The organism is Aeromonas popoffii, from assembly GCF_037818705.1.
Lineage (GTDB): Bacteria > Pseudomonadota > Gammaproteobacteria > Enterobacterales > Aeromonadaceae > Aeromonas > Aeromonas popoffii.
Window position 1 is genome coordinate 1,408,958 of the sequence record NZ_CP149129.1, and the last position, 13,476, is coordinate 1,422,433.

Below are 13,476 nucleotides of genomic sequence, written 5' to 3' on the forward strand. Positions count from 1 at the left end.
CGCTGGAAACAAGATGATAGGTAATACGGAATTGGAAGCCCTGGGTGACAAGCTGCAGACCACGCTGGTGGAGCTGGTGCGTTGTCGGGAACGCGAGGTCAAGTATCGCCAGGAGTCGCAGACCCTGCTGTGCGGGGTCGCAACACTGGCCGATGCCCAGACCCTGGAGCAGGTGCTGGACAGCCTTATTCAGGTGCTCAAGCCCTTCATTGGTTTCGAACATGCGGATGTGGTGGCCTGGGAGGCTGGCGATGGCATCACCCACCTCAGCACCCAGGATGGTGAAGTGGGGCGACACTGGCCGCTGACCCCGCTCTTCTCTCGCGCCATCGAGGGTGAGACCCTGGTCATCTATGATCCGACCCAGTTGCCTGAGCTGGCACCACTGGCCGATGTAGCCGGCTGGGCCAGCGTCATGATGACGGGGCTGCGCGCGCCCGGTTTCTCCGGCGTCCTCATCTGTCGTCACGCTGTGATGGGCACCTTCGATCTCAAGAGCAAGGCGGCGATGCAACGCTGCCGTCCGCTCATCTCCCAGGCGCTGGTCAACATCGCCTATCGTGCCCGCTTGCAGGAGCAGGTCGAGCTCAAGACGCTGGCACTGCAGGCCAGCGAGCAGCGTTTTCGCAGCTTCGCCGGAATGGCCTCCGACTGGTTTTGGGAGACGGACACAGAGCACAGGCTCAGCTATGTGTCGGCACCTGGCTATCAGGGGGATGTGAAAGCGCATCCGCCCGGTCAGAGTCTCTACGATTACGTCTATGATCGGCGGGATCCCGAGTGGGGCAAGTACCGCCGCCTCATCGAGCAGCATCTGCCGGTACGGGCGGTGCGAGCCCAGGTCAGCTTGGCCATCGGGCCCTGCTGGATGGAGATCAATGCCGAGCCCTGCTTCGACACTGCCGGTATCTTCATCGGCTATCGGGGCACGGCGCGGGATGTGGGCAACCAGATCCGCCGCGAGCAGGAGCTGGCCCGGGCACGGGATGAGGCAGAGGCGGCCAACCGCGCCAAGTCGCAGTTCCTGGCCATGATGACCCACGAGATCCGCTCCCCCATGAATGCGGTGCTGGGCATGCTGGATTTGTTGCAACATGCCCAGCTCGAGCCTCAGCAGCAGACCCTGCTCGGACATGCCACCCACTCGGCTCGTCTGCTGCAGACCATCATCGACGATGTGCTCGACTTCTCGAAAATAGAATCCCATACCCTGGAATTTCATTGCGAGACCCTGCTCCCTGCCCAGCTGTGCCAATCCCTGATCGAACCGCTGCAAGAGCGTGTCAGGAGCAAGGGCATAGTCCTGCGCTGGCGGGTGGATGAGGCGGTGCCACCCCAGCTGCAGGGGGATCCGGTGCGGCTGTCACAGGTGATCAGCAACCTGCTCGGCAATGCGGTGAAGTTCACCAGCCAGGGCAGCGTCTTGTTGCAACTGAGTTGGCACGAGCAACGGTTGCGGGTGTCGGTCACCGATACCGGGATCGGCATCTCGGCCGAGGATCAGGCGCTTCTGTTCGAGCCCTTCTCCCAGGTTGACAGCTCGGCGACCCGCCGTTTCTCCGGGACAGGGCTGGGGTTGGCCATCAGCAAACGGCTGGTGGAGTTAATGGGTGGGGAGATCCGTCTGCAGAGCGCTCCTGGTCAGGGCAGTTGCTTCTGGTTCGAGCTGCCCGGCATGGCGCTGCCGTGCGAGTGCAGCAGCCGGCCCGAGCCGGATCAACTGCCCATTCAGGATCTGGATGTGCTGGTGGTGGAAGACAGCCCGGTCAACCAGTTGGTGGTGTCCCTCATGCTGCAAAAATTGGTTAGCCGGGTACGGCTTGCAGCCAATGGCCTAGAGGCGCTGGCGCAGGTAGCGGAGCAGCAGCCGGACCTCATCCTGATGGATATGCGGATGCCGCAGATGGATGGACTGGAGGCGACTCGCTGCTTGCGGGAACTGGGTTGCAAGGTGCCCATAGTGGCCTTGACGGCCAATGCCATGGCCGAAGACAGGGCCCGTTGTCTGGCTCAGGGAATGGATGATTTTCTGGCCAAGCCCATCAGTCTGATGCGACTGAGAGAGTGCCTGCAGCGTCATATCAGCCCCGCGCTAGCGGATCGCAGGTAAAAAAAATGGTCAACCTAGGTGGTTGACCAATTCTTCAGCAAATACTGAAGAGAGCACGGGATAAATCGGGTTGTACGGTTCTATATGAAAAAGTCGTGCCAACTTTTCAGAACCTGTTTATGCGGCTTGCGGCTGTGTTATTGCTGTTATCTATCGCCGATGTTTGCAAAATGCGAAAATGTTATTTTCATTGTGGGAATATTCGCATTTTGCAATGTTCTTTTTGACTCACTGTGTGATCAGTCGGCGCAAGAATTGACGAGCCGCTTCGCTATTTTGTTTGGCAATCAACATCTGTTTTTCATAGATGGGCATGGGCAGAATTTCGAGCCAGCGTTGGCAGAGCCAGGTCGCATCGTCAAACTGCTTGTCCGGGTAGAGCTCGTCGAGCTCCGGATACTGCTCGAACACTTCCCGCAGCCGGATGACCAACTGTTTGTCACTGAAGTTTGAGTGGGCACTCGGCCAGTTGGGCAGCGCTTCGACCTTGGCCCGGCGCAATCCCATCTCGTCCGTTTCCATCTCATGGATGCAGAAACGTTCCATGCCGAGCACTGTGACGCCGAGCAGGCCGTCATTCAGGGTGTAGAAATCGGTCACCTTCACCCGGGTACCGACCGGCAGGATGCGCCCGGACTTGCCCGTGGTGGTCGCTTCTTCCATCACTATGCCGAAACCCTGGTCATTGATGAATGACTCTTTGAGCATCTGCAGGTGGCGCGGTTCAAACAAACGCAGTGGAAGCTTGCCGCCTGGCAGTACGTGGGAAGGCAAGGGGAACAATGCCAAAGGTTGAAGTTTCATGTTCCGTCCTCCATTGAGTAGTGTCTGACTAGGACAATGCAGCGACTATGCCAGAGGATGAAAAAAGCCCCAGAATAGGGGCGAAAGCCATCCGAGATGAGACAAAATACATTAATAATCAGATGGTTATATTTTTATTTTTTCTGTGGTGGCGATCCCGTAGTCAGCTGAATACGGCCGGTTTCTGATTACTTGGCTCCCGCTCTCTTCGCGTCCTGAATTGAAGCGCATCGCATCTTGCAAAGAGCCAAGCGCAAAATGCGCATGGTGAGAGAGCGGCAGAGACGTAGCTGATGGTGCCCTTGGCGCGGCGGTTTGAGGGCGGGCAGATAGAAGTGTGTCGCTGCTATGGCGATGCGGTGAGTCGGTGGGTGAATACCCTTTCCATACAAGCGGGATTGTGCGGGTCGCCCGTCTTGCTTGTTGTAGATACAAAGGGGGCGCGGCAGTCTCGGGCCGGCCGAGGTCCGTGCAAATAAGGAAAGCCCCGACGATGCGGGGCTTTGGTTTTTTCTCAATCTGGTCAAGGCATGGATATAGAACGAAACAAGACTCTTGTTGTTGCATGCGTTGAGCCATCTCTCCCGGCGCGCAGAACCGCTGCGCCTTGAGAGGGCGAACGGGTTATTTGCGCTGTTCCAGGTACATGACGGCCGCTTCCACGCGGCTCTGGGCCTCGAGTTTCTTCAGCAGGCTTTTCACGTGCACTTTGACCGTGCCCTCGGAGATATGCAGTACGGAGGCGACCTGTTTGTTGGAGAGGCCCTTCGCAATCTCGCGCAGAATTTGCATCTCGCGACGGGTCAAGCTCTCCAGCTTCTGTTGCAGATGGTCCAGCTCGTAGATGTTCTCGAGGTAGGGGCGCAGCGGCTCGCTCAGGATCTGCTTGCCGGTCATCACGTCCGCCAGCTGGGCGAGTAGCATCTCTGGCTCGGTATCCTTGAGCAGATAGCCATCGGCGCCGGCCTTGAGCAGGGCGACCACGTCCTGGCGGGCGTCCGAGACGGTCAGGATCACCACCCGTGAGGTAACCTCTTCGGTGCGTAGCGCCTTGAGAGTATCCAGACCGGAGAGGCCTTTCATGTTGAGGTCGAGCAGGATCAGGTCCGGTTCTGACTCCTTGGCCATGGCGACGGCGTCGGTGCCGTTGGACGCCTCACCGACCACCTCTATGTTCTCTTCCAGGGCCAGCAGTTGCACAATCCCTTTGCGCATGAGGGGATGGTCATCCACGACCAGAACACTATATTTCATCTCGTCCATCAGGCATCTCTTGTTAGGCTGGTGGGAAAGGTCAGATGTACGCAGGTGCCTCTGGGCGGCTGCTCGCTGATGGTCAGCAGACCATGCAACTTGCTGGCGCGCTCATTCATGATGCTAAGGCCATAGTGGTTGACCGCCGAACTTGCGATCCCTATTCCCACACCGTCATCTGAAATCTGAACCTGAATGTTACCATTGGCGAGCGTCTCACAGCTAACAGCAATCACTTGTGCGTTGGCATGTTTGATGGCGTTGAGCACTGCCTCACGGATCAGCTGCAGAATATGGATATGTTGGCCCGCCTCCAGATCCGTATCGGTCAGGCCGTAATGGAGCCCTATTTCGGCCTGGGTCTGTGGCTTGAGCTGTTCCAGCATGACCCTGATGGCTTCCCCCAGATTGGCGTCGCCGATACTGAGACGGAAGGTGCCGAGCAGTTCACGCAGCTGGGTGTAAGCGCTGCTGAGCCCCTCGTCGATCTGTTGCATGGCGGCTTCTGTCTTGCCGGATTCCCCCTTGGCGAAGGCACGTTTGAGCAGGGTGGACTGAATCTTGAGATAGGAGAGCGCCTGGGCCAGCGAGTCATGCAGCTCGCGGGCGATGACGGCCCGCTCTTCCATCAGCAGCAGTCGCTGATGTTGCAACAGCGTCTGATCCTTGTGCAGCACCTGGGCCAGCAGCATGGAGAAGTTCTTCATCAGCCGCTCGTCTATGGGGTGGCTGCTGATCACGTCAAGCCGGCCGTACTCCTGCTCATCCATCTGCAGATGAAAGCTCACCATAGAGTCGAGATCGCCCGGCCAACCCTTGCGCCCCGTGATGTAGTCAGGCATGGCGTTGTGTTCGAAGCGGGTCAGCCGTATGTGGTCTATGTGCTGATGGGCCGCGGCCCGCTCCAGTAGCTTGAGCAGGGTGCGCCGACTCAGTGGCGCCGCATGCAGCTTCTGGGCTGTGCTGTAGAGGAAGGAGAGGGTGTCGTTGGCCTGCTGTAGCTTGGCGGTCTTCTCTTCCACCTTGCTCTCCAGTTCCCGATAGAGTTTGCCCAGCTCATCGGCCATGGTGACGAAGGCACCTGACAACTCCCCCAGCTCGTTCTCGCAATGGGGGGGCAGGGTGAGATCGAACTCCTGGCGCTGGATCTGGCGGGCGCAATAGACCAGCTGGTTGAGCGGTGCCACCACCTGCTGGCGGGTAAACCGCACGGTAAACCAGGCGATGGTGATGATGGATAGCAGCCCCAGCCCTTCCGCCAGCGCCAGCATGCGCACCTTGAACTCCACGTGGTACTGCATCTGGTTGACGAAGTCGTCGATGGCCGCCACAAACTGCTCCGTGTTGTCGGTGTAGCGTCTGGGGGTGGCATTCTCGATGTGCTCGCGCATCACCTGCCATTGCAGCAACACCTCGCCATAGGTACGGCGCAGGGAGGCGGGGGTGATCCAGCGCTGGGTCTCTTGCAACTCGGCGGCATGCAGCGTCTGTTCAAATTGATCGAGCCGTCCCAGCACAGGTTGGCCCTGCTCTATCTCGTAGGCCATGCGGTAGGCCTGCATCCGCAGCGAACCCGACAGGTTGATCGCCTTGGCATCGGGCACCGAGTAGAACAGGGTTACCATGGCCACCAAGGCGATCAGGCTCGCCATGAACAGGATGAGTACCATGGAGCGTCCGATGGCGCTGCTGACCGAATGCACTTTGAACCACTTTTCCATCCCGATCGTCTTCCTTCGCATCAGACAATAACCCCACAAAGTAGCATGGGAGTGTACTCCAACTTGTGCTAGCATCGAAAAACTAGATGAACTCCGAGCTGTTTTGCCTAAGTCCTTGCGATAGGGGAAAACCGCCGTCAGCCGATGTTCGAGCTGTAAGGGTCAGGAAAGAAATGCCCTGGCCTCCCGTATTTGGAAAGGTGTTTATGTTGCCACTGCAAGATGGTTTTTCCCGTCGTTTTTACTATTTGCGCCTGTCGGTCACCGATGTGTGCAATTTTCGTTGTACCTACTGTTTGCCCGATGGCTATCGTCCCCCGGAAGGGAGCAAAGAGGGGCGCAATGCGTTTCTCTCTTTGGACGAGATCCGCCGCATTGTCTCAGGCTTCGCCGCCATGGGCACCCGCAAGGTGCGCCTGACCGGGGGTGAGCCTTCCCTGCGCCGGGATTTTACCGCCATCATAGAGACGGTGGCCAATACCCCAGGCATAGAGAAGGTGGCCATGACCACCAATGGCTACCGTTTGAAAGAGCGTGCCCAGGCGTGGTTCGATGCGGGTCTCACCGCCCTCAATGTCAGTGTCGACAGTCTCGACCCGCGCCAGTTTCACCAGATCACCGGTGAGAACAAGCTGGTAGAGGTGATGGAGGGGATCGCAGCGGCGCTGGCGGCCGGTTTCAAATCGGTGAAGATCAATGCGGTGCTGCTCAAGGGGCTCAACGACCACCAGCTGGATGCCTTTCTCGGCTGGATCAAACACAAGCCGATTGAGCTGCGCTTTATCGAGCTGATGCAGACCGGCGAGATGGATACCCTGTTTCGCGACCACCATGTGAGCGGCGAGCAGATCAAGCGGCGCCTGCTGGAGAGCGGCTGGGCGCAGCAGTTGCGGGGCAAGGATGATGGTCCGGCGCAGGTCTTCATGCACCCCGGCTCGCAGGGTAGGGTTGGTCTCATCATGCCTTACAGCAAGGATTTCTGTGCCGGTTGCAACCGGCTGCGGGTCTCCTCCGCAGGCAAGCTGCATCTCTGCCTGTTCGGTGACAACGGGGTGGCGCTGCGAGACTTGCTGGCGGCAGACAACCAGCAGGATGCGCTGCAACAACGTATTCGTGCCGCGCTGGCGGGCAAGAGTGCCACCCATCGCCTCCATGAGGGGAATGCTGGCATGACCCCTCATCTCGCCTCCATCGGCGGATAACCACAAAAAATCGCCAACGATTAAATAGCAATCCTCACATGGAGGTATTTTAACCGATACCTCCATTTTTATTGCGCTGCAAGGCTTTGATCTGGCGCAAGTCTCCCCCCTGTTTATCTCCCTAGTGGTATATCCCTGACCGTGTCAGGACCGCAATATACCCCCACTTTTATAATTGGTATCACAAATGCCAATCATGGACTCGCACTGCACCCTTCCTCACCATAACAGGAGTCAATATGCCGGATGAGATCGATCTTGCCCGCCGTGGCCTGTTTCGGGGACGACTGAGAACCGCCGAACCGCCGGTGCAGTTGCCCTGGTCAGTCAACTGGTCGGCATTTGTCGCTGACTGCACCCGTTGTGGTGACTGCCTGGCCGCCTGCCCTGAGCAGATCCTGGTGATTGGCGAGGGTGGTTTTCCGGTGGTCGATTTCCAGCGTGGCGAGTGCACCTTCTGCGCCGAGTGTGTCTCGGCCTGCAAGGTGCCGCTATTTCGCCCGACAAGCGAGTCTCCCTGGCACTACAAGGCCCATATCGAGGCCAACTGTCTGGCCAATGGTCAGGTGTTCTGCCAGCGCTGTCAGGACAGCTGCGAGCCCAATGCCATTCGCTTTATTCCGGTGCTGGGGCGCGTGCCCACCCCGACGGTCGAGCCGGATCGCTGTAACGGCTGCGGCGCCTGCGTGCGGGACTGTCCGGTTGGCAGTATCAAGGTCGATGGGCGAGTTGCCACATCTGATTGTGCGGGCCAGCCCACTCTCAAGCAGGAGTCAGAATGAGTCAGGAATCGTGTGACACAGGATCCAAAATGAACCAAGAGTTCCATGTATCGAGCCTGGTGGTGCTGACCCAGCCCCCCTTGCGCCATCAGCTCGCCGAGCAGATTGGTGCCCTTGAAGGGGCCGAGATCCACGCCGTCAGTGAGACCGGCAAGCTGGTGGTGACCCTGGAAGGGCCCAGCCAGCGACCCATCATGGCAGCCATAGATGCGATCAATGCCATGCCGGGCGTGTTGTCCGCCGCCCTGATTTACCACCAGTTCGATGAGCTTGATGTCGAATGCAAAGAATAAAGCGCCATGAGGCTGAGCCAGAGCGGCTCGTCACAATGGCTGTCATTGATGTGATTAAGCAATGCGAGGAAATGTCATGAAGCTGAATCGACGCGACTTTATGAAGGCCAATGCGGTGGCTGCTGCCGCTGCCGTGGCCGGTGTCAGTGCCCCTGCGCTGGCGGCCAACCTGATCACCAGCACCGACAAGACCGCCATCACCTGGGACAAGGCCCCGTGCCGCTTCTGCGGTACCGGCTGTTCCGTGCTGGTGGGCTCCCAGAATGGGCGCGTCGTGGCGACCCAGGGCGATCCCGATGCGCCGGTCAACCGTGGCCTGAACTGCATCAAGGGCTACTTCCTGTCCAAGATCATGTATGGCCAGGACAGGCTGACCCAGCCCATGCTGCGGATGAAGAACGGCCAGTTCGACAAGGATGGCGACTTTGCTCCCATCAGCTGGGATCAGGCATTCGACATCATGGCCGAGAAGTTCAAGGCGACCCTGAAAGAGAAGGGGCCGACCGCCGTCGGCATGTTTGGCTCTGGCCAGTGGACTGTGTGGGAAGGCTATGCTGCGGCCAAGCTGATGAAGGCGGGTTTGCGGACCAACAATCTGGATCCCAATGCCCGTCACTGCATGGCCTCGGCCGTGGTTGGTTTCATGCGCACCTTTGGTATGGATGAGCCGATGGGCTGCTACGACGACATCGAGCAGGCCGATGCCTTCGTGTTGTGGGGTTCCAACATGGCCGAGATGCACCCCATCCTCTGGTCGCGGATGTCTGATCGCCGTCTCTCCAACCCGGATGTGCAGGTGCACGTGCTCTCCACCTTCGAGCACCGCAGCTTCGAGCTGGCGGACAACGGCATGGTGTTCACCCCACAGACCGATCTGGCGATCCTCAACTATGTCGCCAACTACATCATCCAGAACGACAAGGTGAACTGGGACTTCGTCAACAAGCACACAGTGTTCAAGAAGGGGGTCACCGACATCGGTTACGGCCTGCGCCCGACTGATCCGCTGCAGCAGAAAGCGAAGAACCCGGACAGCGGTGACGCCACTCCGATGACCTTCGAGGCGTTTGCCAAGTTCGTGGCAGACTACGATGTGGAGTCGGTCTCCAAGCTCTCCGGCGTCTCCAAAGAGAAGCTGGAGAAACTGGCCAAGATCTATGCTGACCCGAGCAAGAAGGTGGTCTCCTACTGGACCATGGGCTTCAACCAGCATACCCGCGGTGTCTGGGCCAACAACCTCTGTTACAACATCCACCTGCTCACCGGCAAGATCTCCGAGCCGGGTAATGGTCCTTTCTCCCTGACCGGTCAGCCTTCCGCCTGCGGTACCGCGCGCGAAGTGGGCACCTTTGCCCACCGTCTGCCAGCCGACATGGTGGTGACCGATCCCAAGCATCGTGCCATTGCCGAGAAGATCTGGAAACTGCCGGAAGGCACCATTCCCGACAAGGTGGGTTTCCACGCCGTGCTGCAAGATCGCATGCTCAAAGACGGCAAGCTCAATGCCTACTGGGTGATGTGCAACAACAACATGCAGGCCGGTCCCAACATGAATGCCGATCGCTTGCCTGGCTACCGCGATCCGCGCAACTTCATCGTGGTCTCCGACCCATACCCGACCGTCACCGCCCAGGCCGCTGACCTCATCCTGCCCACCGCCATGTGGGTGGAGAAAGAGGGGGCCTACGGCAACGCCGAGCGCCGCACCCAGTTCTGGCACCAGCAGGTGAAGGCGCCGGAAGGGGCCAAGTCCGACTTGTGGCAGCTGATGGAGTTTTCCAAGCGCTTCAAGGTTGAGGAGGTGTGGCCCAGCGAGCTCATCGCCAAGATGCCGGAAGTGAAGGGCAAAACCCTGTTCGACGTGCTCTATGCCAACGGTCAGGTCGATCAGTTCCCGAAAGAGCAGAGCAAGGGCGTGCTCAACGACGAAGCGGATCACTTCGGCTTCTACGTCCAGAAGGGGCTGTTCGAGGAGTACGCTACCTTCGGTCGCGGCCATGGTCACGATTTGGCGCCGTTCGATCAGTATCACGAAGCGCGCGGTCTGCGCTGGCCGGTCGTCGATGGCAAGGAGACCCTGTGGCGCTATCGTGAAGGGTTCGACCCTTATGTCAAAGCGGGCGAGGGGGTGCGCTTCTATGGCAAGCCCGATGGCAAGGCGGTCATCTTCGCTCTGCCGTTTGAGCCCGCTGCCGAGTCACCGGATCAAGAGTTCGATTTGTGGCTCTCCACCGGTCGGGTGCTGGAGCACTGGCACACGGGCACCATGACCCGTCGGGTGCCCGAGCTCTATCGCGCCTTCCCGGATGCGGTGCTGTTCATGCACCCGGACGATGCCAAGGCCCGTGGCGTGCGTCGTGGCGAAGAGGTGATTGTCTCCTCCCGCCGTGGCGAGGTGAAGACCCGGGTCGAGACCCGCGGCCGTAACCGTCCGCCCAAGGGGCTGGTGTTCATGCCCTTCTTTGACGCCAGCCAGCTGGTTAACAAGCTGACCCTGGACGCCACCGATCCGCTCTCCAAAGAGACGGATTACAAGAAGTGCGCCGTCAAGGTCGTCAAGGCATAAGGCGGGGGAGCGAGAGATGAGTCGTAGTCGTCGCCAGTTTCTGGCCGACATGGCTAAAGGGGCCTGCGGTGTGGGCCTGCTTGGCGTGGGGCTCGGTGGGGTGGCCCGCCAGCAGGCACAAGCGCTGCCTGCCCAGGCGCTGCGTCCCCCTGCTGCGCTCGACGAGGCTGAGTTTCTCAGCGCCTGCGTGCGCTGTGGGCTCTGCGCCCAGGCCTGCCCCTACGACACCCTCAAGCTTGCCCGGCTGTTTGATCCGGTGACCACCGGCACACCTTACTTCAAGGCGCGCGCCGTGCCGTGCGAGATGTGTGACGACATCCCTTGTGTGGTGGCTTGCCCGAGCGGGGCGCTGGATCAGCAGATGACCGATATCGATCAGGTGCGGATGGGGGTGGCAGTGCTCATCGATCACGAGACCTGCCTCAACTATCTGGGCCTGCGCTGCGATGTCTGTTATCGGGTCTGCCCCTTGATTGACAAGGCGATCACCCTTGATTTGCAGCATAACCAGCGCACCGGCAAGCACGCCATGTTTCTGCCCACGGTACACAGCGATGCCTGCACCGGCTGCGGCAAGTGCGAGCACGCCTGCGTGCTGGAGGAGTCTGCCATCAAGGTGGTGCCCCGCCAGCTCGCCAAAGGTGAACTGGGTCATCACTACCGGCTCGGCTGGGAAGAGAAGGCCAAGGCGGGCAAGTCGCTGATCGGTGAGCGGCTCACTCTGCCCACCCGCAAGCCGGAGGGGTTATGAGTCGTTATCCGGGAGCCGAGGCGCGGGCGAAGCTTGGCTGGTGGCGGTCACATCGCTTCCTGCTGCTGCGTCGGCTGAGTCAGTTGAGTGTGCTCGGGCTGTTTTTGCTGGGGCCGCTGGCGGGCATCTGGATCCTCAAAGGCAACCTCTCCAGCTCGCTGTTGCTGGAGACGGTGCCGCTGACCGATCCCCTGACGCTGTTGCAGTCGGTGGCGGCGGGCCATTGGCCCATCACCACCCTCTGGCTGGGGGCGTCCATAGTGCTGCTGGGTTACTGGCTGGTCGGGGGGCGGGTCTTCTGCTCCTGGGTCTGCCCGGTCAACCTCATCACGGATGCCGTCGCTTGGGCCAGGGCCCGGCTTGGTCTCAAGGGCAACGGTCAGTTCAACCGCAATACGCGCTACTGGCTGCTGGCCATGGTGCTGGTGGCCCCGGTCATCGCGGGCGTGCTGGTGTGGGAGCTGATCAATCCGGTCTCGCTCACCTTGCGCGGTCTGCTGTTTGGTATGGGGGCGGGCTGGGCCCTGCTGGCGGCGATCTTCCTGTTCGACCTCTTTGTGGTGGAGCGGGGCTGGTGTGGTCATCTCTGTCCGGTAGGGGCCTTCTATGCGCTGATCAACCGGGTCGGATTTATCAAGATTTCTGCCAAGGGGCGCGAGCGGTGTAGCAACTGCATGGATTGTTATGCGGTCTGTCCCGAGCGTCCCATTCTGCGCGGCCCCGTTCACGGTGCCAAGCGCGGTCACGGGCCCTTGATTGCGGCTCAGGAGTGTACCAATTGTGGCCGCTGCATCGATGTCTGCGCGGAACAAGTTTTTGAAATCACTGTAGGTTTTGCCGTCACGGCAGAAAAAACGTCGGAGAAAAAATAATGAAAAAGCTGATTGGAGCAATGCTGGCCTGCCTGATGGCGGGAACCTTGATGGCAGCAGCCCCCGAGATCACCAACAGTACCGGTGGGCTCAAGTCCGAGCGTGGCGCCACTGATCTGGTGACCGATGCCACTGCCGCGCCGCTGAAAAACTTTCGCAAGGATGGCGCCCCGTATGATCGTCAATACATGCACCAGCCACCGCTGATCCCCCACGACATCCGCAACTACGAGGTGGATACCAAGGTCAACAAGTGCTTGGCGTGCCACAGCTTTAAAAACGCCAGTGCCATGAAGGCCCCCAAGATCAGTCCGACTCACTTCGAGACCCGTGACGGCATGACCCTGGGTGACGTCTCGCCTCGTCGCTACTTCTGTCTGCAGTGCCACGTGCCGCAAGCGGATGCCAAGCCGTTGGTGGAGAATACCTTTAAGCCAGTTGAAGCGCTGAACTGAGGAATCCATAGATGAAATTACCCGGTTTTATCCAGCGTCTGTGGACCACCTTCAAGTCACCGTCAAAGGCAGCCCTTTGGGTGCTGCTGATGATGGGTTTTTTTGGCGGCGTGATTTTCTGGGGCGGTTTCAACACCGCCATGGAAGCGTCCAATACCGAGGCGTTCTGTACCGGCTGTCACGAGATGAAGGACAACGTGTTCGAGGAGTACCGCGACACTATCCACTACGCCAACCGCTCCGGCGTGCGGGCCAGTTGCCCCGATTGCCATGTGCCCCACGAGTGGAGCTACAAGATCATCCGCAAGGTGCAGGCCTCCAAGGAGCTGTGGGGCATGTTGACCGGCAAGGTGGATACCCCCGAGAAGTTCGAGAGCCACCGCCGCGAGATGGCCGAGCGGGAGTGGAAGCGCATGAAGGACACGGATTCGAGGGAGTGTCGCAACTGTCACAACTTCGAGTACATGGACTTCTCCCTGCAAGGCAAGCGAGGGGCGCAGATGCACTCCACCAGTCTGGCCAGTGGCGAGAGCACCTGTATCGACTGTCACAAGGGTATAGCTCACAAGCTGCCTGACATGACAGGGGTGAAGGGCTTCTAGGGTAGCCAGATCCAGGCCGGGCTTGCCCGGCCTGTTCATATTGCAGCCAGCCTAACCAAAACGG

At 59.6% G+C, this 13,476-nt stretch carries 12 protein-coding genes and 1 riboswitch; of the genes, 9 read left to right on the forward strand and 3 right to left on the reverse strand.

Annotated features, from left to right (window positions below; all coding sequences use genetic code 11):
• The first annotated feature begins 13 nt into the window (after positions 1-13).
• A complete protein-coding gene (locus WJM78_RS06715) occupies positions 14-2,110 on the forward strand; it encodes a hybrid sensor histidine kinase/response regulator (RefSeq protein WP_339014617.1) in 2,097 nt (698 codons plus the stop codon).
• A 228-nt stretch (positions 2,111-2,338) separates the two neighbouring features.
• Here the strand turns inward: WJM78_RS06715 and WJM78_RS06720 are convergent, their stop codons facing one another.
• The 3 genes from WJM78_RS06720 to narQ all read right to left on the reverse strand — a co-directional run bounded on the left by WJM78_RS06720 (position 2,339) and on the right by narQ (position 5,889).
• Positions 2,339-2,914 carry an LON peptidase substrate-binding domain-containing protein gene (locus WJM78_RS06720; RefSeq protein WP_042034619.1) on the reverse strand — a complete coding sequence of 192 codons (576 nt, stop codon included), beginning with the start codon at positions 2,912-2,914 and terminating at the stop codon, positions 2,339-2,341.
• Positions 2,915-3,538: 624 nt separating this feature from the next.
• Positions 3,539-4,177: a two-component system response regulator NarL gene (gene narL, locus WJM78_RS06725; RefSeq protein ID WP_042034618.1), complete on the reverse strand. Its 639-nt coding sequence runs from the start codon at positions 4,175-4,177 to the stop codon at positions 3,539-3,541.
• Positions 4,177-5,889: a nitrate/nitrite two-component system sensor histidine kinase NarQ gene (gene narQ, locus WJM78_RS06730; RefSeq protein ID WP_042034617.1), complete on the reverse strand. Its 1,713-nt coding sequence runs from the start codon at positions 5,887-5,889 to the stop codon at positions 4,177-4,179. Before narQ ends, narL begins: the two co-directional genes overlap by 1 nt.
• 79 nt (positions 5,890-5,968) lie before the next feature.
• Positions 5,969-6,108: riboswitch (molybdenum cofactor riboswitch) on the forward strand.
• On the opposite strand from narQ, the gene moaA reads away from it, so the two are divergent.
• The 8 genes from moaA to WJM78_RS06770 all read left to right on the forward strand — a co-directional run bounded on the left by moaA (position 6,096) and on the right by WJM78_RS06770 (position 13,412).
• Positions 6,096-7,091 carry a GTP 3',8-cyclase MoaA gene (gene moaA, locus WJM78_RS06735; RefSeq protein WP_042034657.1) on the forward strand — a complete coding sequence of 332 codons (996 nt, stop codon included), beginning with the start codon at positions 6,096-6,098 and terminating at the stop codon, positions 7,089-7,091. It overlaps the preceding riboswitch by 13 nt.
• 239 nt (positions 7,092-7,330) lie before the next feature.
• Entirely contained in the window at positions 7,331-7,873 is a 543-nt protein-coding gene (gene napF, locus WJM78_RS06740; protein WP_339014623.1) for a ferredoxin-type protein NapF, read from the forward strand.
• A gap of 29 nt (positions 7,874-7,902) precedes the next feature.
• Positions 7,903-8,166, forward strand: coding sequence for a chaperone NapD (locus tag WJM78_RS06745; RefSeq protein ID WP_339014625.1), 264 nt, complete (start codon positions 7,903-7,905; stop codon positions 8,164-8,166).
• A 76-nt stretch (positions 8,167-8,242) separates the two neighbouring features.
• Positions 8,243-10,732 carry a nitrate reductase catalytic subunit NapA gene (gene napA / locus WJM78_RS06750; RefSeq protein WP_042034614.1) on the forward strand — a complete coding sequence of 830 codons (2,490 nt, stop codon included), beginning with the start codon at positions 8,243-8,245 and terminating at the stop codon, positions 10,730-10,732.
• Between the two features lie 16 nt (positions 10,733-10,748).
• Positions 10,749-11,483 (forward strand): ferredoxin-type protein NapG, encoded by a 735-nt coding sequence (gene napG, locus WJM78_RS06755; protein WP_042034613.1) that lies wholly within the window; start codon positions 10,749-10,751, stop codon positions 11,481-11,483.
• Positions 11,480-12,355, forward strand: a complete 876-nt coding sequence (gene napH, locus WJM78_RS06760) for a quinol dehydrogenase ferredoxin subunit NapH (RefSeq protein ID WP_042034612.1) — start codon at positions 11,480-11,482, stop codon at positions 12,353-12,355. The genes napG and napH overlap by 4 nt, the downstream gene beginning before the upstream one ends.
• On the forward strand, positions 12,355-12,810 hold the full coding sequence (locus tag WJM78_RS06765; protein ID WP_042034611.1) for a nitrate reductase cytochrome c-type subunit: 456 nt from the start codon (positions 12,355-12,357) through the stop codon (positions 12,808-12,810). Before napH ends, WJM78_RS06765 begins: the two co-directional genes overlap by 1 nt.
• An 11-nt stretch (positions 12,811-12,821) precedes the next feature.
• Positions 12,822-13,412 carry a cytochrome c3 family protein gene (locus WJM78_RS06770; RefSeq protein ID WP_042034610.1) on the forward strand — a complete coding sequence of 197 codons (591 nt, stop codon included), beginning with the start codon at positions 12,822-12,824 and terminating at the stop codon, positions 13,410-13,412.
• The last annotated feature ends 64 nt before the right edge of the window (positions 13,413-13,476 follow it).

What these genes read in the sequence shown, in the direction of transcription:
- napH (WP_042034612.1), top strand. Translation starts at nt 11,480, where the DNA reads ATGAGTCGTTATCCGGGAGCCGAGGCGCGGGCGAAGCTTGGCTGGTGG.
- WJM78_RS06745 (WP_339014625.1), top strand. Translation starts at nt 7,903, where the DNA reads ATGAACCAAGAGTTCCATGTATCGAGCCTGGTGGTGCTGACCCAGCCC.
- napF (WP_339014623.1), top strand. Translation starts at nt 7,331, where the DNA reads ATGCCGGATGAGATCGATCTTGCCCGCCGTGGCCTGTTTCGGGGACGA.
- WJM78_RS06720 (WP_042034619.1), bottom strand. Translation starts at nt 2,914, where the DNA reads ATGAAACTTCAACCTTTGGCATTGTTCCCCTTGCCTTCCCACGTACTG.
- napA (WP_042034614.1), top strand. Translation starts at nt 8,243, where the DNA reads ATGAAGCTGAATCGACGCGACTTTATGAAGGCCAATGCGGTGGCTGCT.
- napG (WP_042034613.1), top strand. Translation starts at nt 10,749, where the DNA reads ATGAGTCGTAGTCGTCGCCAGTTTCTGGCCGACATGGCTAAAGGGGCC.
- WJM78_RS06765 (WP_042034611.1), top strand. Translation starts at nt 12,355, where the DNA reads ATGAAAAAGCTGATTGGAGCAATGCTGGCCTGCCTGATGGCGGGAACC.
- WJM78_RS06715 (WP_339014617.1), top strand. Translation starts at nt 14, where the DNA reads ATGATAGGTAATACGGAATTGGAAGCCCTGGGTGACAAGCTGCAGACC.
- moaA (WP_042034657.1), top strand. Translation starts at nt 6,096, where the DNA reads ATGTTGCCACTGCAAGATGGTTTTTCCCGTCGTTTTTACTATTTGCGC.
- narL (WP_042034618.1), bottom strand. Translation starts at nt 4,177, where the DNA reads ATGGACGAGATGAAATATAGTGTTCTGGTCGTGGATGACCATCCCCTC.
- WJM78_RS06770 (WP_042034610.1), top strand. Translation starts at nt 12,822, where the DNA reads ATGAAATTACCCGGTTTTATCCAGCGTCTGTGGACCACCTTCAAGTCA.
- narQ (WP_042034617.1), bottom strand. Translation starts at nt 5,889, where the DNA reads ATGGAAAAGTGGTTCAAAGTGCATTCGGTCAGCAGCGCCATCGGACGC.